We start from the raw sequence: 19,416 nt of genomic DNA, 5'->3' as shown, positions 1-19,416 counted from the left end.
CGACCATGCCAAGGTCAGCCCCAATAAAATTGTCAGGGAGATTGTGAAGATGGACGTTCGCGCCGCCGTAGCCGTTCAGGCCGGAAAACCGCTCGAAGTGATGACCGTGCATCTGGAGGGCCCGCGGGCCGGCGAAGTGCTGGTCGAGGTCAAGGCGACCGGCATCTGCCACACCGACGACTTCACGCTCTCGGGCGCCGATCCGGAAGGCCTGTTCCCGGCGATCCTCGGCCATGAGGGTGCCGGCATCGTCGTCGATGTCGGCCCCGGCGTCACCTCGGTCAAGAAGGGCGACCACGTCATCCCGCTCTACACGCCGGAATGCCGGGAATGTTATTCCTGCCTGTCGCGCAAGACCAATCTCTGCACCGCCATCCGCTCGACCCAGGGCCAGGGCGTGATGCCGGACGGCACCTCGCGCTTCTCGATCGGCAAGGACAAGATCCACCACTATATGGGCTGCTCGACCTTCGCCAATTACACCGTGCTGCCGGAGATCGCCCTTGCCAAGGTCAATCCGGATGCTCCCTTCGACAAGATCTGCTATATCGGCTGCGGCGTCACCACCGGCATCGGTGCGGTGATCAACACCGCCAAGGTCGAGATCGGCGCCACCGCCATCGTCTTCGGTCTCGGCGGCATCGGCCTCAACGTGCTGCAGGGGCTGCGCCTTGCCGGCGCCGACATGATCATCGGCGTCGACATCAACAATGACCGCAAGGAATGGGGCGAGAAGTTCGGCATGACGCATTTCGTCAATCCGAAGGAGGTCGGCGACGACATCGTGCCCTATCTCGTCAATATGACCAAGCGCAACGGCGACCTGATCGGCGGGGCCGACTACACCTTCGACTGCACCGGCAACACCAAGGTCATGCGCCAGGCGCTGGAAGCCTCCCACCGCGGCTGGGGCAAATCGATCATCATCGGCGTGGCCGGCGCCGGCCAGGAGATCTCCACCCGGCCGTTCCAGCTGGTCACCGGCCGCAACTGGATGGGCACCGCCTTCGGCGGCGCGCGCGGCCGTACCGACGTGCCGAAGATCGTCGACTGGTACATGCAGGGCAAGATCCAGATCGATCCGATGATCACCCACACGATGCCGCTCGAAGACATCAACAAGGGCTTCGACATGATGCACAAGGGCGAAAGCATCCGCGGCGTGGTGGTCTACTGATGGCTTCGACGACCTACACGGCCGATCTCAAGAGCATCGACGAGCTCCTCGCGCGCGAGCTCTACGACCTCTTGAAAATGCGTGTCGATGTCTTCGTCGTCGAGCAGAACTGTGCCTATCCGGAACTCGACGGCAAGGATATCGATGCCCTGCATCTGCGACTGATGGAGAGCGGCGAACTCCTGGCTTCAGCGCGGATCCTGAAGCCGCACGAACCGCAGGAGCCGTCAAAGATCGGCCGCGTCGTCGTCTCACCTGCCCATCGCGGCAAGCGCCTGGGTGATACATTGATGAGCGAAGCGATCACGGCTTGCGAACGGCTTTATCCGGCAAACCCCATCGCCTTGTCGGCGCAGGCCCATCTGCGCCGATTCTACGAAGCCTTCGGTTTCGCCGTGGCATCGGAGGAATATCTGGAAGACGGCATTCCCCATATCGATATGGTCAGACAGTCGGCGCGGCCGGCATGAGGATATCGCCATGATCTACGTCGATGCCGATGCCTGCCCGGTGAAGCCGGAAGTCCTGAAGGTCGCCGAACGCCTCGGCCTCGAAGTCACCTTCGTCGCCAATTCCGGCCTGCGCCCTTCGCGCGATCCGATGATCCACAACGTCATCGTCTCCAACGCCTTCGACGCCGCCGACAATTGGATCGCCGAGCACGCCGGTCCGGGCGATGTCGTCGTCACCGCCGACGTGCCGCTCGCGGTGCGCTGCGTCGCCACCGGCGCCTTCGTTAGCGGCCCGACAGGGCGCGTCTTCGACGAGACCAATATCGGCATGGCGAGCGCCATGCGCGATCTCGGCGCGCATTTGCGCGAAACCGGCGAGAGCAAGGGCTACAACGCCGCCTTCAGCCCGAAAGACCGCTCACGTTTCCTGGAAACCTTCGACCGCCTCTGCCGCCGCGCCAAGAGCCTTTCCGCCGAGGCTGGCGAGCGATCCTGATCCTGCTTCCAAGCCGGCAAGAAACGGGTGGCATGGCAGCCGTGTCGATTCCTACCTTGAAGTCGCCCGTCTCCTCTCGCATATAGGCGTCATCGCAGACGACTGCGGCATCCTGAGGATGCAACGTCGCGGGGACGGCCTCGCTCTTGAACAAGGAGAGTCGTATGGCTTGGTTTCTGCTTTTTCTCGCCGGTCTTTTCGAATGCGGCTGGGCGATCGGCCTTAAATACACCGATGGCTTCACACGGCCGCTGCCGACGGCGCTGACCGTCATATCCATGGTGGTCAGCATCGTGCTGCTCGGCCTGGCGGTGAAGCACCTGCCGATCGGCACCGCCTATGCGGTCTGGACCGGCATCGGCACGGTCGGCACCGTGCTCCTCGGCGTCTGGCTGCTTGGCGATGAGGCAAGTGTCTCCCGTCTTGCCTGCATCATGCTGATCGTCGGCGGCATCGCCGGTCTCAAGCTCACTGCCTGACGAAGGAAATGCTGCGGGGCATCGCAACGCCCCGCAGTCTATATCGGCTCAGGCTGCCTTGCGGTTGTCGACGGCAAACGCGCCGGGACCGGAGAAGAACAGGTAGAGGAAGACGAAGCAGAACAGGATCGCGGCATCGCCCTGGTTGACGGCCGGGAAGAAGCTGCTCGGAGCGTGCGCCATGAAATAGGCAACCGCCATTTCGCCGGCGAGCAGGAAGGCGACGGGGCGCGTCAGCAGGCCGATGAGAATGAGGATGCCGCCGACAAGCTCGAGAAGAGCGGCGAAAAGCATCAGCGGCGGCAGCGAGCCGGACATCTGCGACGCCGGGAAGCCGAAAAGCTTCATCGTGCCGTGTTCGATGAACAGCAGCGCGGTGATGATCCTGAGAGCGGCCAGCCCATAGGGGCGGTAGGCAGAAAGACGCTCGAAACTTGACATAAAACCTCTCCATTAAAAGAATACTGGCGAGCGTTAGCTCGTCACCGACAGGGATTGAACACACGGATCACTGACGGCCGTTCACTTTTTCGACAGCAGGCAAACAGCCGAGCCGGCAGCTTTATTCATTTTCGAATGTCAAAGCGGAATGTTGTCGTGCTTCTTCCACGGATTGGTGAGGTCCTTGTTGCGCAGCATCTTCAGCCCCCGCGCCAGCCGCCGGCGGGTCGAATGCGGCATGATCACTTCATCGACATAACCGCGCTCGGCGGCGACGAAGGGCGAGAGGAAACGGTCCTCGTACATTTTCGTATGGGCAGCGATCTTTTCCGGATCGGCGATATCCTTGCGAAAGATGATCTCGACCGCGCCCTTGGCCCCCATCACCGCGATCTGCGCCGTCGGCCAGGCATAGTTGAGATCTCCCCGCAGGTGTTTCGACGCCATCACGTCATAGGCGCCGCCGAAGGCCTTGCGGGTAATGACGGTGAGCTTCGGCACCGTCGCTTCGGCATAGGCAAAGAGCAGCTTGGCGCCATGCTTGATCAGCCCGCCATATTCCTGCGCCGTGCCCGGCAGGAAGCCCGGTACGTCGACGAAGGTGACGATCGGAATGCTGAAGCAGTCGCAGAAGCGCACGAAGCGGGCAGCCTTGCGCGAGGCATCGCTGTCGAGCACGCCGGCCAGCACCATCGGCTGGTTGGCGACGAAACCGACGGTGGAGCCTTCGACGCGGCCGAAGCCGCAGACGATATTGCCGGCAAAGCTTGCCTGGATCTCGAAGAAATCCCCCTCGTCCGCCACCTTCCGGATCAACTCCTTGATATCGTATGGCTTGTTGGCGCTGGCCGGCACCAGCGTATCGAGCGACATGTCGACCTCTGTCACCGACTGGTAACATTCGATCTCGGGCAGCGGCGCGGTGTTCGAAAGCGGCAGGAAATCGATCAGCCGGCGCACCTGCAGCAGCGTTTCCACATCATTCTCATAGGCGCCGTCGGCAATCGAAGAGCGCGTCGTGTGGACCACGGCACCGCCGAGTTCTTCCGCCGTCACCGTCTCGTTGGTGACGGTTTTCACCACATCCGGCCCGGTGACGAACATGTAGGAGGTATCGCGCACCATGAAGATGAAATCGGTCATGGCAGGTGAATAGACATCGCCGCCGGCGCAGGGACCCATGATCACCGAAATCTGCGGGATGACGCCGGAGGCGAGCACATTGCGCTGGAACACTTCGGCGTAACCGCCAAGGGCCGCCACGCCCTCCTGGATGCGGGCGCCGCCGGCATCGTAGATGCCGACGATCGGCGCGCGGTTCTTCAGCGCCATGTCCTGCACCTTCATGATCTTCTCGGCATGCGCTTCCGAAAGCGAGCCGCCGAAGACGGTGAAATCCTTGGCGAAGACGAACACCGTGCGGCCGTTGACCGTACCCCAGCCGGTGACGACGCCGTCGCCGGCAACACGGCTCTTGTCCATGCCGAAATCGGTGGAGCGATGTTCGACGAACATATCGAACTCCTCGAAGGAGCCTTCGTCGAGGAAGAGGTCGATGCGCTCGCGCGCCGTCAGCTTGCCGCGCTTGTGCTGGGCGTCGATGCGCGCCTTGCCGCCGCCGAGGCGTGCGACGCCGCGGCGCCGTTCCAGTTCTTCGAGAATTTCCTTCATGCGATCTCCCTCGCCTATATTTTTTGCATGTCGTTATCGCCGCGACATGCTTTAGAACAGGATGATTTCAAGCCATTCGGCTTAAATCCTGTTCTAAATTAATTAGTTAGAGCATGATGTCACCCGAAAACCGCTGACACTTTTCGGCATCATGCTTTAGAGCCCACGCCCGCTGAGCGAGAAAACCGAGCGTATCCTTGCCGCGACGTCCTCGGCCAGGATCTCGTCGGCAAGCTTGGGATCGGCGGCGATGCTGGTCACGTCGAAGGCACTGACGGCGATGACCGAGCCATCCTCGACGGAGGCCGCGTCGATACTCACCTTGGCGATGTTGCGGTCCTTCTGGAAGCCGAGCCCCTTCTCGATGGCGACGACGCGGATCGTCAGCACCACCCGCGGCAGCACGGTATCGCGCACCGTGGCGTTGATGGCGGCGTTGACGCGGTCGTTGATGCCGGAAAGCAGCTCGGCCGGCATGTTCGGGCCGGAGACGACAACGGCGCTGCGCACGTCATAGACCGGCGCCGCCGGCTTCGTGCCCGAGAGGCTGACGCAGGCCGTCAGCGCGACACAGACGAGTGCGGCCCGGCAAAAACACGACCTCAGCCAATTCATTGCAAAATCCCGCACGACCCCGTTGGAGTCGCAGATTTCGTCATAATGGCGGGGAAGGCAATATGTTTCAGGCGCTTAGGGCGAAAAAAACGTCCGTCGCCGCCTTGAACTCGGCAAAGCGCTTGGCCCGCCGCTCCTCGGCTTCCTCGTCGCTGCCCCAATGTTCGATCGTCCAGTCCTCGTCGAGATGCGCAAGCGACCAGGCTTCCTCAACCGTCAACCGGCCGCAGGCGAAGGCGAGCGCCAGGATCGCCGAACCGGTCAGAGTCGTGATCGTGTGGAGGGCGGCGAGCGCCATCGGGCTGTCGTATCTGGCGAGCGTGACAGCGAAGGCGGCAGTCGCCTCGCGCGGCTGGTCACGCGGCATCACGCCTTCGACGAGGATGAAGCGGGCGCCGAGATCGTACGCCGCCCAGTCGATGACCGGGTCCCAGCGCTCGGCCTGACGCTCGACCAGCAGTTCCGGCCCATCGGCGCGGTAGCAGATGAGGTCGCTTGAGGAAAAGCGCAGGATATCTTCAAGGATAGCCTGAGTGTTGCCGGTAATGCCGTCGAGCGCGGTGTTGACGAGCCGCGTCACCGGCATCGTCACCGGATCGATCTCTTCACCCTGCGCCTGCCATTCGGCGGCGACAAGCCGCGCCAGCGCCTCTGTGGGAAGCGCGAGCACCTGGCGCGCCGGCGTGCGCACCATCTTGCCGTCGAGCGTGATGGCAAAACCGCCCTCATGCTCGGCAACGGCGACATCGGTGTAGAAACGCTTCGGCAGCGGCTTCTTCATCTGGATCTGCGCCCGGCGGATCGGGTCGGGATGGCTCAGGCCCTCGGAAAGGTCGTTCAGCAGATCGCGCATGGGCTCACCTCAGGAAAAATGGCGCAATATCTCGTTTGGATGATAGGCGATCGCATCGGCGCCGTTGGCGATCAGCTCATCCACGCTGGCATAGCCCCAGGCAACGCCGATCGCCTTGGCGCCGGCAGCCTTTGCCATCTGCATATCGTAAATCGCATCGCCGATGACAACGGCATCCGCGGCATTCATGCCGGTTTCGTCGCAGCATTCCGTCACCATGGCCGGATGCGGCTTGGAAGGGCAATCGTCGGCGGTGCGCGCCACGGTGAAATAGCGGTCGAAGCCGTGCGTTTCCATCACCAGGTTCAGCCCCCGCCTGGATTTGCCGGTTACGGCACCGATCAGCAGATCCTCGCGCCCGCTAATCGCGTCGATCATCTCGCGAATGCCGGGAAACAGCGGTTCCCGGTAGTCGAGATCCTGGCGCACGACCGAAAACAGCGATTTGTAATGCGCCGTCATCTCGATGTCTTCCGGCTCGACATGCGGCTTGCCCTGCATGCGGGCGATGGCGATATCGAGCGACAGGCCGATAATCGCCTTGGTGTCCTCAAATCGCGGTTCCGGCTTGCCGAATTTTTCGAAGGTGCGGCGCATGGTTTCGTGGATCAGCCCGGCGCTGTCGACCAGCGTGCCGTCGCAATCGAAAAGCGCGAGTTTCATTCGCTGTCCCTTTCGGCGCCGGCAAGGTCGAGACCAAGCAGGTTCCAGGTCTGCACCATATGCGGCGGCAGCGGCGCGCTGACGCGCAGGCGGCCGCCGGATGGGTGCGGGATGTCGATGTGGCGCGCGTGCAGATGCAGCTTCTTCTGGATGCCGCCCGGAAAATCCCAATTCGGATCGTCGTCGAAATATTTCGGATCGCCGATGATCGGGTGACCGATATGCAGAGCATGGACACGCAGCTGGTGGGTCCGGCCGGTATAAGGCTCCATCTCCAGCCAGGCGAGGTTCTGCGCCGCCGTCTCCACCACGCGGTAGAAGGAAATCGCATGATCGGCGCCGTCCTCGCCGTGTTTGGCGATGCGCATGCGGTCGCCATCGGCGGTCGCTTCCTTGACGAGCCAGGTCGAGATCTTGTCCTCGTGCTTGCGCGGCACGCCCTTGACCAGCGCCCAATAGGTCTTCTTGGTGTCGCGCTCGCGGAAGGCGGCGGTCAGCTTCTGTGCGGCGCCGCGGGTGCGGGCGATGACGAGAACACCTGATGTGTCGCGATCGAGGCGGTGAACGAGCCGCGGCTTTTCGCCCTTCGGGCTGGTCCAGGCTTCGAGCATCTGGTCGATATGCCGGGCCACACCGGAGCCGCCCTGCACCGCAATGCCGGGCGGCTTGTTGAGCACGATCACCTTGTCGTCCTCATGCAGCACCATGCGCGACAGCAGCTCGAAATCGCTGGAATGCTTGAGATCCTTGCCGGCGATCGGTCCGGACTTCTTTGCATCGACATCCAGCGGCGGCACCCGCACCGTCTGGCCGGGCTGCACGCGCGCATCCGATTTGACCCGGCCGCCATCGACGCGCACCTGGCCGGAGCGCAGGAGCTTCTGCAGCGGGCCGAAGCCGAGCCCGGGAAAATGTACTTTGAACCAGCGATCGAGCCGCATGCCCGCTTCGTCGGCTTCAACCTTGATATGTTCTATGCCAGCCATAAAAAATCTTTCGGAAATTGCAGCACGGGCCAAGCCGGCGTTCTTGCCGCAGCCTTTAGAGCATTTTCACACAAAACGGAAACCGGAAAAGAAATCACGCCCAAGCGCGCATGACGGCAAGGCCCGCCATGACCGCCGCCATCGAAAGCCCGACGCTGGCAACGATATAGACGCCGCCGGCAATCGCCTCCCCACGCTCGAACAGCGAGATCGCATCCAGCGAGAAGGCCGAGAAGGTAGTGAAGCCGCCGAGAAAGCCGGTGATCAGCAACAGGCGCAATTCCACCGAGGCGTTGAACCGGCGCGCGATCAGCTCGGCGAAGACGCCGATGACGAAACAGCCGATGACGTTGACGGCAAGCGTGCCCCAGGGAAAGGCCGGGCCCATGAGCCGCAACGACCACTGGCCGACATAATATCTGAGAAGGGAACCGATGGCGCCGCCGACGGCGACGAGAAGAGCCTGGATCATCAGCCGGATTTATCGCAACTGCGCGGAGATTCCAATCATCTCGGAACGAATCTTACCATCCGGTAAAATGCCAATGATTTTCTTATGATGGCGCCAAGGTCATGCCGATACCGTGACACTATGACCCAGCTCCTGTCCATATCGGCCAACACCGCTGCCATTGCCTTCGAATCGCTGCGGATTCCGCAGCGTGTCGCCACCAGCACCGCCGCCCGCGATGCGCGCCGCATTGCCGACCGGCAATTGAAAGCCGACAGCCCCGATCAGGCCGAGGAGCCCTCCAGCATCATCCAGTCGACAGAAGTGGCGCTCGACCTGATGGCCAAAGGCAATCGCCAGCCGCAGGCCGGCCTCAAGCAGGCACTGCAATCCTACGAAGACGTTTGAGGCAATCGCCTCCCAAATGAAAGCCTGCGGCTGCGATCACAGCCGCGGGCTTTATTGTTTCGATCGGATCGCGCTTACTTGCCTTGCGCCGACAGCACCTGCAACACCAGCTCGACTTTGCCGGCCTTTTCGAAAATCAGCGTCACCGGCACCGTATCGCCCTGCTTGAACGGCGTCTTCACCTTCTGGAACATCAGATGCAGATTGCCGGGCTCGAGCTTGAGCGTCTCGCCGGCGGCAATGGCGATGCCGTCCTTCAGCTGGCGCATCCGCATGACATTGTCCTTCGTCACCATCTCGTGGATCTGAACCTCGCCTGCTGCAGGCGATGTCACCGACACCAGGCGGTCATCCGTCTGGCCGTTGTTCTTCACCGTGAAGAAGCCGCCGCCGACCGGTTGGCCGGGCAGCATCGCCTTGGCGAAACCGCCGGAGACTTCGAGATCGCCGGCCTTGACCGCTTCGCCGGCCGGCGCCGCGGCACCCATACCACTCATACCGGTCATATCCATGCCGGCCATGTCGTCATGATCGTGACCATGGTCTTCGCCGGCAACGACCTTCAACAGCGGCGCCGGGCTTTTCATCCCATGCGCATCACCGCCCTCCTTCGCCACCTGATCCCAGGCCTCGACCGTGTCGCCACACAGCTGTGTCACCGGAAAGGCGAGCGAGGTGCCGGCCTCGACGCCCGATACCTTACCCTGGATGACGAAGGTGTCATAAAAATCGTCGGAGAGATTGCCGTTCTTCCAGCGGATCTCGACCGCGCCTGTCTTCACCTTGTCGCCGTGATTGTCATAGGTCTTCTGGTAGTCGCCCTTGATCACCTCGAGCTCCCAGCCGGCCTTCGGCTGCGGCTTGGCGAAGACGAAACCTTCCGGCAGCTTGACCCGCACCTCAGTGGTCGCCTTGCCGTCGCAGCCGTGTGGCAGCTGCAGCGTGGCGAGAATGGTGCTGTCCTGGGTCGCCTCCTTGTTGAGGAAGGTCACATGCGCCTCGGCACCAGCAGTGGCGGTGGCGGAAAAAAGGGCGGCAAGCGCGAATGTCTTGCCGGATGTCGTGCTGATCTTCATCGGATATCTCCTCGCCGGCCGCAAACTTCTCTCTGGCGGACCGGCATGCTGCATCATAGGTGCGAAGGCAGATCAGCCGAGGGTGGGCGGCGCGCGGGAGTTCGGCCGGCTGACGGCAGAGGCGCCGGCAACGGCCGACGTTTCGATCGGCGAATTGACGAGCGAGGCGATCTTGCCTTGGAGCCAGGCGCCCGCATCGGGCGTCGGCAGAATGATAGAGGCCGACAGCCGGCAGGCTTCGCAATTCGGCTTGAAGACGACGCTCTTGCCGTCGGCGTCCTTCACCGTGACGCAGAGCGAGGCGAAGGTGCCGTCAGGCAGCACATAGGCGCTCGCATCGTAACCTTCGGAGGCGACAGCCTGCGGCGCCTGATGGGCAAGGCCGAGCAAAGCCAGGCTCAAGGCGCAAAGCATGCGCAGGAAGAGCGTCGCTTTCAGTCCGGTCGGCCGCATGAGATCCCCTTCAACAGCAAGCCGCGATAGCCGGTTTCGCCCCCGAATGCAAAAGCAGATTTGCCGCAGCTCAAGCCCTGATTGGAATAAGACGACAAAAATTTGCTCGCAAACGACATTTGCCGCTTGCCAAGTGCCACAGCCGCCGGATAATTGCGCCAACCTTGTTGGGAGAATCCGGTGCTTGTCGCCACCGGTGCCGAAGGAGCAACCGCCCCGGAAACTCTCAGGCCAAAGGACCAGCAAGGGGCAGACGGAACTCTGGAGAGAAGCGTTCTCGAAACGCTCGCCGAAGGGATAACAATCTCAGGCGTCAAGGACAGAGGGGGCTCAGGAGAGAAGTGCGCAGCCGCGCCTTCAGATTTGAGCCCGCGCCTTTGCAAGAAGGCGCAAACCCCGGAGGCGTCTTTTGGACGATATTGCTGCCCTGAAGAAAACCCCGCTGCATGCCCTGCATCTCCAGCTCGGCGCCCGCATGGTGCCGTTCGCCGGTTACGACATGCCGGTGCAATATCCGGCGGGCGTGATGAAGGAGCACCTTCATACCCGCACCGAAGCCGGCATCTTCGATGTCTCCCATATGGGCCAGGTCATCGTGAAGGCGAAATCCGGCAGCTACGAGGATGCCGCGCTGGCGCTCGAAAGCCTGGTGCCGGTCGATATCCTGGGCCTTGCCGAAGGCCGTCAGCGCTATGGCTTCTTCACCGACGACAGCGGCTGCATTCTCGACGATCTGATGATCACCCATGTCGACGACCATCTTTTTGTCGTCGTCAACGCTTCCTGCAAGGAGGCCGACCTCGCCCATCTGCAGGCGCATATCGGCGACACGTGCGACATCACCCTTCTGAACCGCGCTCTGATCGCGCTGCAGGGACCGCGCGCAGTCGAGGTTCTCGCCGAACTCTGGGCCGATGTCGCGGCGATGAAATTCATGGATGTGCGCCACTGCCGGCTGCACGATGTTTCCTGTCTGGTCTCGCGCTCCGGCTATAGCGGCGAGGACGGTTTCGAAATCTCGATTCCGGCAGACAAGGCCGTGGATGTCACCATGCGGCTGCTCGAGCACCCCGACGTCCAGGCGATCGGCCTCGGCGCCCGCGACTCGCTGCGCCTGGAAGCCGGCCTCTGCCTCTATGGCAACGATATCGACACCACCACCTCGCCGGTCGAGGCAGCGCTCGAATGGGCGATGCAAAAGGCGCGGCGCGCCGGCGGCGCGCGCGCCGGCGGCTTCCCGGGCTCCGGCCGCATCCTTTCCGAACTCGAAAACGGCGCCTCCCGCCGCCGCGTCGGCCTGAAGCCTGAGGGAAAGGCGCCGGTGCGCGGCCATGCCAAGCTCTATGCCGATGCCGAAGGCAAGGTCGAAATCGGCGAAGTCACCTCCGGCGGCTTCGGCCCCAGCGTCGAAGGCCCCGTCGCCATGGGCTACGTACCGGTCTCCCATGCTGCGGCCGGCACGCTCGTCTACGCCGAGGTGCGCGGCAAATATCTGCCGATCACCGTCAGCGCCCTGCCCTTCGTCACACCGACTTACAAACGCTAAACCTTTTCCAGAGAGGACGAACAATGTTGAAATTTACCGAAGAACACGAATGGCTGCAGATCGAAGGCGGCGTTGCGACGGTCGGCATCACCAACTATGCCGTCGATCAGCTCGGCGACCTGGTTTTCGTCGAACTGCCGGAAGTCGGCGCAACCTTCTCCAAGAACGGCAATGCGGCGACCGTTGAATCCGTCAAGGCGGCGTCCGACGTCTATTGTCCGCTCGACGGCGAGATCACCGAGGTCAATCCGGCCATCGTTGCGGATCCGTCGCTGGTCAACTCCGATCCTCAAGGGTCGGGCTGGCTCTTCAAGCTGAAGCTTGCCAATCCCGCGGATGCCGACGGCCTGCTCGACGAGGCCGCCTATAAGGAGCTCACAGCGTAATGACGACGCCGACCGAATTCCAGTTCACCGACTATCAGCCTTACGATTTTGCCAATCGCCGTCACATCGGCCCGTCGCCGGCCGAGATGACCGACATGCTGAAGGTGATCGGCTATAACAGCCTCGACGGCTTGATCGATGCGACGCTGCCGCCCGCAATCCGCCAGAAGGCGCCGCTCGTCTGGGGGGCGCCGATGACCGAGCGCGAGGCGCTCGACAAGCTGCGCGAGACCGCCAACAAGAACAAGGTGCTGGTCTCGTTGATCGGCCAGGGTTACTACGGCACGATCACCCCGCCCGTCATCCAGCGCAACATCCTGGAGAACCCCGCCTGGTACACGGCCTACACGCCCTACCAGCCGGAGATCAGCCAGGGCCGCCTCGAGGCGCTGCTCAACTACCAGACGATGGTCTGCGACTTGACCGGCCTCGATGTCGCCAACGCCTCGCTGCTCGACGAGGCGACCGCCGCCGCCGAAGGCATGGCGATGGCCGAGCGCGTCTCCAAGTCGAAGGCCAAGGCCTTCTTCGTCGATGCCGACTGCCATCCGCAGACCATCGCCTTGATCCGTACCCGCGCCGAGCCGCTCGGCTGGAGCGTCATTGTCGGCAATCCCTTCACCGATCTCGATCCCGTCGATGTCTTCGGGGCGATCTTCCAGTATCCCGGCACCCATGGTCATGTGCATGATTTCACCGGCCTGATCGCCCGCCTGCACCAGGCCGGCGCCATCGCGATCGTCGCTGCCGACATTCTGGCGCTGACGCTGCTGAGATCGCCCGGCGAAATGGGTGCCGATATTGCCGTCGGCTCCTCGCAGCGTTTCGGCGTTCCCGTCGGCTATGGCGGCCCGCATGCGGCCTATATGGCGGTCAAGGATGCCATCAAGCGCTCCATGCCCGGCCGCCTCGTCGGCGTTTCCGTCGATGCCCGCGGCAACCGCGCCTATCGCCTGTCGCTGCAGACCCGCGAACAGCATATCCGCCGCGAAAAGGCGACGTCGAATATCTGCACCGCACAGGTGCTGCTTGCCGTCATGGCCTCCATGTATGCCGTCTTCCACGGCCCGAAGGGCATCAAGGCGATCGCCCAGCAGGTGCACCAGAAGGCCGTGCTGATGGCCAAGGGCCTGGAAAAGCTCGGTTATAAGGTCGAACCCGACACTTTCTTCGACACGATCACCGTCGATGTCGGCCACATGCAGGGCCTCATCCTGCGCGCCGCCGTCGCCGAAGGCGTCAATCTGCGCAAGGTCGGCGAAACCAAAATCGGCATGAGCCTCGACGAACGCACCCGGCCGGCGACGCTCGAAGCCGTCTGGCGCGCCTTCGGCGGCAATTTCACCATTGCCGATTTCGAGCCTTCTTACCGCTTGCCGAAGGGCCTGCTCCGCACCAGCGATTACCTCACCCATCCGATCTTCCACATGAACCGCGCCGAAAGCGAGATGACGCGTTACATCCGCCGGCTCTCCGACCGCGATCTGGCGCTCGACCGCTCGATGATCCCGCTCGGCTCCTGCACGATGAAGCTCAATGCGACGGCGGAAATGCTGCCGATCACCTGGCCGGAATTTTCCGACATCCATCCCTTCGTGCCATCAGACCAGGCGCTCGGCTACCGCGAGATGATCGACGACCTGATCGAAAAGCTCTGCGCCGTCACCGGCTACGACGCCTTCTCCATGCAGCCGAATTCCGGCGCGCAAGGCGAATATGCCGGGCTGTTGACGATCCGCAACTTTCATATCGCCAACGGCGAGGGTCATCGCGACGTTTGCCTGATCCCGACCTCGGCGCATGGCACCAATCCGGCCTCGGCCCAGATGGTCGGCATGAAGGTGGTGGTCGTCAAGGTGCGCGAAAACGGCGACATCGACCTCGACGATTTCCGCGCCAAGGCCGAGGAGCATGCGGCAAACCTCTCCTGCTGCATGATCACCTACCCCTCGACGCACGGCGTCTTCGAGGAGACCGTCAAGGAAATCTGCGATCTGGTGCACGCCAATGGCGGCCAGGTCTATCTCGACGGCGCCAACATGAACGCCATGGTCGGCCTGTCCCGGCCCGGTGACATCGGCTCCGACGTGTCCCACCTCAACCTGCACAAGACCTTCTGCATCCCGCATGGCGGCGGCGGCCCCGGCATGGGCCCGATCGGCGTCAAGGCGCATCTGGCGCCTCACCTGCCCGGCCATCCCGAAACCGACGGCCGTCCCGGCGCGGTTTCGGCTGCAGCCTTCGGCTCGGCCTCGATCCTGCCGATCTCCTGGAGCTATTGCCTGATGATGGGCGGCGAAGGCCTGACGCAGGCGACCAAGGTGGCGATCCTCAACGCCAACTACATCGCCACCCGGCTGAAGGGCGCCTATGACGTGCTCTACAAGTCGAAGACCGGCCGCGTGGCACATGAATGCATCATCGACACCCGCCCGCTGGTCGACAGTGCGGGCGTGACCGTCGACGACGTCGCTAAGCGCCTGATCGACTGCGGCTTCCATGCTCCCACCATGAGCTGGCCGGTGGCAGGCACGCTGATGATCGAGCCGACGGAAAGCGAGACCAAGGCCGAACTCGACCGCTTCTGCGAGGCGATGCTGGCAATCCGCGAGGAAGCCCGCGCCATCGAAGACGGCCGCATGGACAAGGTCAACAACCCGCTGAAGAACGCCCCGCACACGGTGGAAGACCTCGTCGGCGAATGGGACCGGCCCTATTCGCGCGAACAGGCCTGCTTCCCGCCCGGCGCCTTCCGCGTCGACAAATACTGGTCCCCGGTCAACCGTGTCGACAATGTCTACGGCGACCGCAACCTGATCTGCACCTGCCCGCCGGTCGAAAGTTATGCCGAGGCGGCGGAGTAATATGCATTCGGCGAGCCCCTTCCACGAATTGGGAGGGGCTCAGCTTGTGACACCTCGTCTTTAATCCCGCGTCACTCTCGCCCTTGAGCCGGGGCCGCCCGGTTCGCGCTGACGGTGCCCGGCAAGAATTAGCGAGGAACGTAGACGACGCGGCAATATTCTCTTCTCCCCAGCGGGGAGAAGGTGCCGGCAGGCGGATGAGGGGGCCACGCGGCACACCAGTCCCGCGATTATCTACTCATCGCGAAGTGTCCGAAACAGGGTCAAGACCATACTAATGCGGTCGAAGCCTGGTGAATATTGTGAGGAAGACCGGCATTGCCGGCCCCCTCATCCGCCCTACGGGCACCTTCTCCCCGATGGGGAGAAGAGGGAATCGCGACGCTGCGGCATATATCCCCAGGCCCGCAGGCTCGGCCTGAAGGACAGAGCAATCCCCGCTTTCGCGGCGCAAGGATCAAATTTAACCTTTCTTAGCAAGTCTCTGTTAGCAATTGAAAATGGGCGGGTTTTCTCCAGCGGGAATATTGCCGCCGACCTTTTGTTTTGCGTGCAGGTTCTCATGCGTCCATCGGCTTTGCCAGCAATCCTCCTTGCCGCCCTGGTCCTGTCCGGATGCGCCGCCAGTTCCGGGGCCGAAGATGTGCTCACGCCTGTCCCGTCGGCGGAAACAACCAATGCAATCACCAAGCCGAGCGGCCCGATACCGGCCGCCGCCGTCGGCGACACGCCACAAACAAGCGCGCCGCAGGAAGCGTTGAGCTGGACCGGGCCGGTTCCCGAACCTGAGGCGCTCGTGCCCGCCGACAGGCCGGTCGGCATGCCGATGCCGACGGAAAGACCGGTGGCGATGCTGATGCCCGCCAACCCGGAAGCCGACCCCGATGCCAGCAGGAAATCGCCGTCACGCGGACAGATCTACAGCCACCGCTTCCGCGACGCCAAGCCGATCAATTTTGGTTCCACTTCGCCGAGAAAGCTTGCCGTGCACGGCGTCGATGTATCGCGCTGGCAGGGTGAAATCGACTGGGATACCTTGCGCCGGCAGGGCGCGAACTTCGTCTACATCAAGGCGACGGACGGCGGCGATCACCTCGATCCGATGTTCAGAAAGAACTGGCGCCGGGCCAAGGAAGCCGGCCTGAAACACGGCGCCTATCACTTCTTCTACTGGTGCCGGACGGCAGGCGAACAGGCCGACTGGTTCATCCGCAACGTGCCGAGAGAAGCAAACGCGCTTCCGCCAGTCATCGATGTCGAATGGAACGGCGAATCGAGCTGCAAGCGGCGCATTTCCCCCGCCCGTGTCCGGGAAAAGATGCAGGTCTTCATGGACAAGCTGGAGCGCCATTACGGCCAGCGCCCGATCATCTACACCGCGCCGGACTTCTACCGCGACAATTTGAAGGGCCAGATGCTCAACTATCCCTTCTGGCTGCGCTCGGTGGCAGCCCATCCCTCCAAGGTCTACCCAGGCCGCAAATGGCTGTTCTGGCAATATTCCGGCTCCGGCCTTTCCGACGGCGTCGACGGCAAGATTGATCTCAACGTCTTCAACGGCAACGAAAGCGACTGGCACGATTGGGTAGCGTCGCGCTAGCGAGGCTGGTTCCGTGCCAATCCGGAACAGATGGAATGGCAGGGCGCACTCCTGTAGGTCTTTGCTAAGGCAACGCCTTCAGCATTCTCTAAATCCTTGCAGGTAAAAGACGATCATCCAGTTCGGGGGAAACGGCTGATGAGCATATCAGGCATCACGAACACTGCTCTTTCGGGAATGCGGGCGCAGACGACGCGGATAGGCGCGATCGCCGACAACGTCGCAAACAGCAGCACATCAGGTTATGCCAGGCTGAACACCAGCCTCACTTCAGTCGCATCAGGCGGCGTCCTGGCGACCGTCAGCCCGACGGCATCGGATGTCGATCCGGCCACCGAACTGACCGATCTCATCGAAGCCGAACAGAGCTACAAGTCAAATGCCACGGTCTTCGAGACCGGCGCCGACATGTGGGAAATGCTGATGAGCATCAAGCGCGACTGAGGACGACTCTCAAGGTCGTGGTTGTTACAACTCGGTTTCGCATCACCTATGCCGATCTGCGTACTGGCCTCGACCGCCGCGAAATCAGCCGTCCTGCGCCTCGTTTTGCTCATCCATAACCAGAAAACCGCGATATTAATGGAGCCAAACCGACTTATGAGGAACGGTGAGCGGGTAATTTCAGCCAAGCCGTGCGAAATGGCGTCAAGAATGCGCCGGCTCGCTTTGGCGCTGCGCGGCAAGGGCCGCGAGATCGGCGGGTTTCAGTTCGACGGATTCGCCGCAGCCGCAGGCCGATGTCTGGTTCGGGTTGGTGAAGGTAAAACCGGAGCGCAGCGTCGTCTGCTCGAAGCCCATTTCGGTGCCGAGCAGATAGAGTACGGCCGAGGGTTCGACCCAGACCCTGGCGCCGTCGCGCTCGATCAGGTCGTCCTTGGCATTCGGCTCGGTCACCAGGTCGATGGTGTATTCCATCCCGGCGCAGCCGCCCTTCTTGATGCCGACGCGAACGCCCTTGGCTTCCGACCCGGAATTTTCGACGATCGCCCTGACGCGGGCCGCGGCCCCGTCCGTCATGCTCATCACTGCAAAGCCCATCGGCTTCATCTCCTTCCGCAACCGGGGTCAAGATCCGGTGCTTCGTGATTCAAATGTAGTCGCCTGAGGTAAACGGATCAATACCACGGTACTGTATCAGTACCAGCCGCCTCAATACCAACCAACTGCGACCTGCGCCTCTTCGGACATGCGATCAGGCGTCCACGGCGGATCGAAGGTCATTGCAACTTCGACGCCGGACACGCCTTCGACGGCGCCGACGGCATTCTCCACCCAGCCGGGCATCTCGCCGGCCACCGGGCAGCCGGGCGCGGTCAGCGTCATCATGATCTTCACCATCCTGTCGTCCTCGATGTCGATCTTGTAGATCAGACCGAGTTCGAAGATGTCGGCCGGAATTTCCGGATCGTAGACGGTCTTCAGCGCGCTGATGACGTCGTCGCTGAGCCGCGCCAGCTCATCGGCCGGAATGCTGGAATGCACGATGCCTTCGCGCACGTCGATCTTCTGTTCGCTTTCGTCCAGGCTCATCACGGACACTCCTCAAGCAAAGAACTTGCGCGCATATTCAAGCGCATCGGCCAGGGCATCGACCTCGGCGCGGGTATTGTACATGCCGAAGGATGCACGGCATGTGGAGGTGACGCCGAAGCGTTTCAAGAGCGGCATGGCGCAATGCGTGCCGGCTCGCACCGCAACGCCCTGGCGGTCGATCACCATCGAGACGTCATGAGCATGGATGCCGGCAAGCTCGAAGGAAAAGATGCTGCCCTTGTCGGGCGCCGTTCCGAACACACGCAGCGAATTGACCGATTTCAGCCGTTCCACCGCGTAGGCGGCAAGATCGGCCTCATGCCGGGCGATCGCCTCGCGGCCGACCTTCTCCATGTAGTCGAGCGCATAGCCGAGCCCGATCGCCTGGACGATCGGCGGCGTGCCGGCCTCGAAGCGATGCGGCGGATCATTGTAGGTGACCGCATCTTCGGCAACTTCGAAGATCATCTCCCCGCCGCCCTGGAACGGGCGCATCTGCGAAAGCCGCTCCTTCTTTCCGTAGAGCACGCCGATTCCGGATGGGCCGTAGAGCTTGTGGCCGGTCATCACATACCAGTCGCAATCGATGTCCTGCACATCCACAGGCAGGTGCACCGCACCCTGGCTGCCGTCGATCAAGACCGGAATGCCGCGCTCATGCGCAATGCGGCAGACCTCTTTGACGGGAACGATCGTGCCGAGCGCATTCGACATATGGGTGATGGCGACGAGCTTGGTGCGCTCCGTCAGGCTCTTCTCAAAGTCCTCGATATGAAAGGCGCCCTCATCGTCCACAGGCACCCAGACCAGTTTGGCACCCTGCCGCTCGCGGATGAAGTGCCAGGGCACGATGTTGGAGTGGTGCTCCATGATCGTCAGGGCGATCTCGTCGCCTTCGCCGATCTCAGGCATGCCCCAGCCATAGGCGACGGTGTTGATCGCCTCTGTCGAATTCTTGGTGAAGACGATGTCATCGACCGAAGGCGCATTGAGAAAACGGCGCACCTTCTCGCGCGCCGCCTCATAAGCATCGGTCGCGGCATTGGAGAGATAGTGCAATCCGCGATGCACATTGGCATATTCATGCGAATACGCATGCGAGATGGCGTCGATCACCACCTGCGGCTTCTGCGCCGAGGCGCCGTTATCGAGATAGACCAGCGGCTTGCCGTGCACCTTCTCCGCCAGGATCGGAAAATCCCGGCGGATGGCTTCGACATCGTATGGCGTGGCCGGCACGATCTTGTCCATTGCTATATCCGA

22 protein-coding genes and 2 riboswitches are annotated in these 19,416 nt (G+C 62.4%); of the genes, 10 read left to right on the top strand and 12 right to left on the bottom strand.

Features of this window, described 5'->3' with window-relative positions:
- Positions 1–49: 49 nt before the first annotated feature.
- The 4 genes from QMO80_RS01595 to sugE all read left to right on the top strand — a co-directional run bounded on the left by QMO80_RS01595 (position 50) and on the right by sugE (position 2,604).
- The gene (locus QMO80_RS01595) at positions 50–1,177 is read left to right on the top strand and encodes an S-(hydroxymethyl)glutathione dehydrogenase/class III alcohol dehydrogenase (protein WP_283198611.1); all 1,128 of its coding nucleotides are present in this window, start codon (positions 50–52) and stop codon (positions 1,175–1,177) included.
- Positions 1,177–1,647, top strand: coding sequence for a GNAT family N-acetyltransferase (locus tag QMO80_RS01590; protein ID WP_283198610.1), 471 nt, complete (start codon positions 1,177–1,179; stop codon positions 1,645–1,647). The genes QMO80_RS01595 and QMO80_RS01590 overlap by 1 nt, the downstream gene beginning before the upstream one ends.
- A 10-nt stretch (positions 1,648–1,657) precedes the next feature.
- Positions 1,658–2,125, top strand: a complete 468-nt coding sequence (locus QMO80_RS01585; RefSeq protein ID WP_283198609.1) for a YaiI/YqxD family protein — start codon at positions 1,658–1,660, stop codon at positions 2,123–2,125.
- 164 nt (positions 2,126–2,289) lie between these two features.
- On the top strand, positions 2,290–2,604 hold the full coding sequence (gene sugE, locus QMO80_RS01580; RefSeq protein ID WP_283198608.1) for a quaternary ammonium compound efflux SMR transporter SugE: 315 nt from the start codon (positions 2,290–2,292) through the stop codon (positions 2,602–2,604).
- Positions 2,605–2,652: 48 nt separating this feature from the next.
- On the opposite strand, the gene QMO80_RS01575 is transcribed toward sugE, so the two are convergent.
- The 7 genes from QMO80_RS01575 to crcB form a co-directional block, all read right to left on the bottom strand.
- Positions 2,653–3,045, bottom strand: coding sequence for a DoxX family protein (locus QMO80_RS01575; protein ID WP_283198607.1), 393 nt, complete (start codon positions 3,043–3,045; stop codon positions 2,653–2,655).
- 138 nt (positions 3,046–3,183) lie between these two features.
- On the bottom strand, positions 3,184–4,716 hold the full coding sequence (locus tag QMO80_RS01570) for an acyl-CoA carboxylase subunit beta (RefSeq protein ID WP_283198606.1): 1,533 nt from the start codon (positions 4,714–4,716) through the stop codon (positions 3,184–3,186).
- A 156-nt stretch (positions 4,717–4,872) separates the two neighbouring features.
- Positions 4,873–5,331 (bottom strand): hypothetical protein, encoded by a 459-nt coding sequence (locus QMO80_RS01565; RefSeq protein WP_283198605.1) that lies wholly within the window; start codon positions 5,329–5,331, stop codon positions 4,873–4,875.
- 67 nt (positions 5,332–5,398) lie between these two features.
- Positions 5,399–6,184, bottom strand: coding sequence for an ATP12 family chaperone protein (locus tag QMO80_RS01560; RefSeq protein ID WP_283198604.1), 786 nt, complete (start codon positions 6,182–6,184; stop codon positions 5,399–5,401).
- Positions 6,185–6,193: 9 nt separating this feature from the next.
- Positions 6,194–6,847, bottom strand: coding sequence for an HAD-IA family hydrolase (locus QMO80_RS01555; RefSeq protein ID WP_283198603.1), 654 nt, complete (start codon positions 6,845–6,847; stop codon positions 6,194–6,196).
- On the bottom strand, positions 6,844–7,833 hold the full coding sequence (locus QMO80_RS01550; protein ID WP_283198602.1) for an RluA family pseudouridine synthase: 990 nt from the start codon (positions 7,831–7,833) through the stop codon (positions 6,844–6,846). Before QMO80_RS01550 ends, QMO80_RS01555 begins: the two co-directional genes overlap by 4 nt.
- 94 nt (positions 7,834–7,927) lie before the next feature.
- Positions 7,928–8,305, bottom strand: a complete 378-nt coding sequence (crcB, locus tag QMO80_RS01545; protein WP_283198601.1) for a fluoride efflux transporter CrcB — start codon at positions 8,303–8,305, stop codon at positions 7,928–7,930.
- 120 nt (positions 8,306–8,425) lie between these two features.
- On the opposite strand from crcB, the gene QMO80_RS01540 reads away from it, so the two are divergent.
- Complete coding sequence (locus QMO80_RS01540; protein WP_283198600.1) at positions 8,426–8,692, top strand: hypothetical protein; 267 nt, start codon at positions 8,426–8,428, stop codon at positions 8,690–8,692.
- A 74-nt stretch (positions 8,693–8,766) separates the two neighbouring features.
- On the opposite strand, the gene QMO80_RS01535 is transcribed toward QMO80_RS01540, so the two are convergent.
- Together QMO80_RS01535 and QMO80_RS01530 are read right to left on the bottom strand one after the other, a co-directional pair.
- Complete coding sequence (locus QMO80_RS01535; RefSeq protein ID WP_283198599.1) at positions 8,767–9,768, bottom strand: copper chaperone PCu(A)C; 1,002 nt, start codon at positions 9,766–9,768, stop codon at positions 8,767–8,769.
- Between the two features lie 72 nt (positions 9,769–9,840).
- A complete protein-coding gene (locus QMO80_RS01530; RefSeq protein WP_283198598.1) occupies positions 9,841–10,221 on the bottom strand; it encodes a hypothetical protein in 381 nt (126 codons plus the stop codon).
- Positions 10,222–10,379: 158 nt separating this feature from the next.
- Positions 10,380–10,469: riboswitch (glycine riboswitch) on the top strand.
- Positions 10,470–10,472: 3 nt separating this feature from the next.
- Positions 10,473–10,554, top strand: a riboswitch (glycine riboswitch).
- Positions 10,555–10,630: 76 nt separating this feature from the next.
- Between QMO80_RS01530 and gcvT the strand changes: the two genes are divergently transcribed.
- The 5 genes from gcvT to QMO80_RS01505 all read left to right on the top strand — a co-directional run bounded on the left by gcvT (position 10,631) and on the right by QMO80_RS01505 (position 17,061).
- Positions 10,631–11,767 (top strand): glycine cleavage system aminomethyltransferase GcvT, encoded by a 1,137-nt coding sequence (gene gcvT, locus QMO80_RS01525; RefSeq protein WP_283198597.1) that lies wholly within the window; start codon positions 10,631–10,633, stop codon positions 11,765–11,767.
- A gap of 23 nt (positions 11,768–11,790) precedes the next feature.
- Positions 11,791–12,153 carry a glycine cleavage system protein GcvH gene (gcvH, locus tag QMO80_RS01520; protein ID WP_283198596.1) on the top strand — a complete coding sequence of 121 codons (363 nt, stop codon included), beginning with the start codon at positions 11,791–11,793 and terminating at the stop codon, positions 12,151–12,153.
- Positions 12,153–15,017 (top strand): aminomethyl-transferring glycine dehydrogenase, encoded by a 2,865-nt coding sequence (gene gcvP, locus QMO80_RS01515; RefSeq protein ID WP_283198595.1) that lies wholly within the window; start codon positions 12,153–12,155, stop codon positions 15,015–15,017. The genes gcvH and gcvP overlap by 1 nt, the downstream gene beginning before the upstream one ends.
- Before the next feature lie 562 nt (positions 15,018–15,579).
- A complete protein-coding gene (locus QMO80_RS01510) occupies positions 15,580–16,617 on the top strand; it encodes a GH25 family lysozyme (protein ID WP_283198594.1) in 1,038 nt (345 codons plus the stop codon).
- Between the two features lie 138 nt (positions 16,618–16,755).
- On the top strand, positions 16,756–17,061 hold the full coding sequence (locus QMO80_RS01505) for a flagellar basal body rod C-terminal domain-containing protein (protein ID WP_283198593.1): 306 nt from the start codon (positions 16,756–16,758) through the stop codon (positions 17,059–17,061).
- A gap of 204 nt (positions 17,062–17,265) precedes the next feature.
- On the opposite strand, the gene sufA is transcribed toward QMO80_RS01505, so the two are convergent.
- From sufA to QMO80_RS01490, 3 genes are all read right to left on the bottom strand, one after another.
- Positions 17,266–17,658, bottom strand: a complete 393-nt coding sequence (gene sufA / locus QMO80_RS01500) for a Fe-S cluster assembly scaffold SufA (RefSeq protein WP_283198592.1) — start codon at positions 17,656–17,658, stop codon at positions 17,266–17,268.
- 111 nt (positions 17,659–17,769) lie between these two features.
- A complete protein-coding gene (locus QMO80_RS01495; protein WP_003559708.1) occupies positions 17,770–18,150 on the bottom strand; it encodes an SUF system Fe-S cluster assembly protein in 381 nt (126 codons plus the stop codon).
- Between the two features lie 12 nt (positions 18,151–18,162).
- Complete coding sequence (locus QMO80_RS01490; protein WP_283198591.1) at positions 18,163–19,404, bottom strand: cysteine desulfurase; 1,242 nt, start codon at positions 19,402–19,404, stop codon at positions 18,163–18,165.
- Positions 19,405–19,416 lie beyond the last annotated feature (12 nt).

This window comes from Rhizobium sp. BT03, from assembly GCF_030053155.1.
GTDB lineage: Bacteria > Pseudomonadota > Alphaproteobacteria > Rhizobiales > Rhizobiaceae > Rhizobium.
The sequence above is the reverse complement of the archived record's forward strand: the minus strand, read 5'-3'. Positions and strand labels throughout refer to the sequence as shown.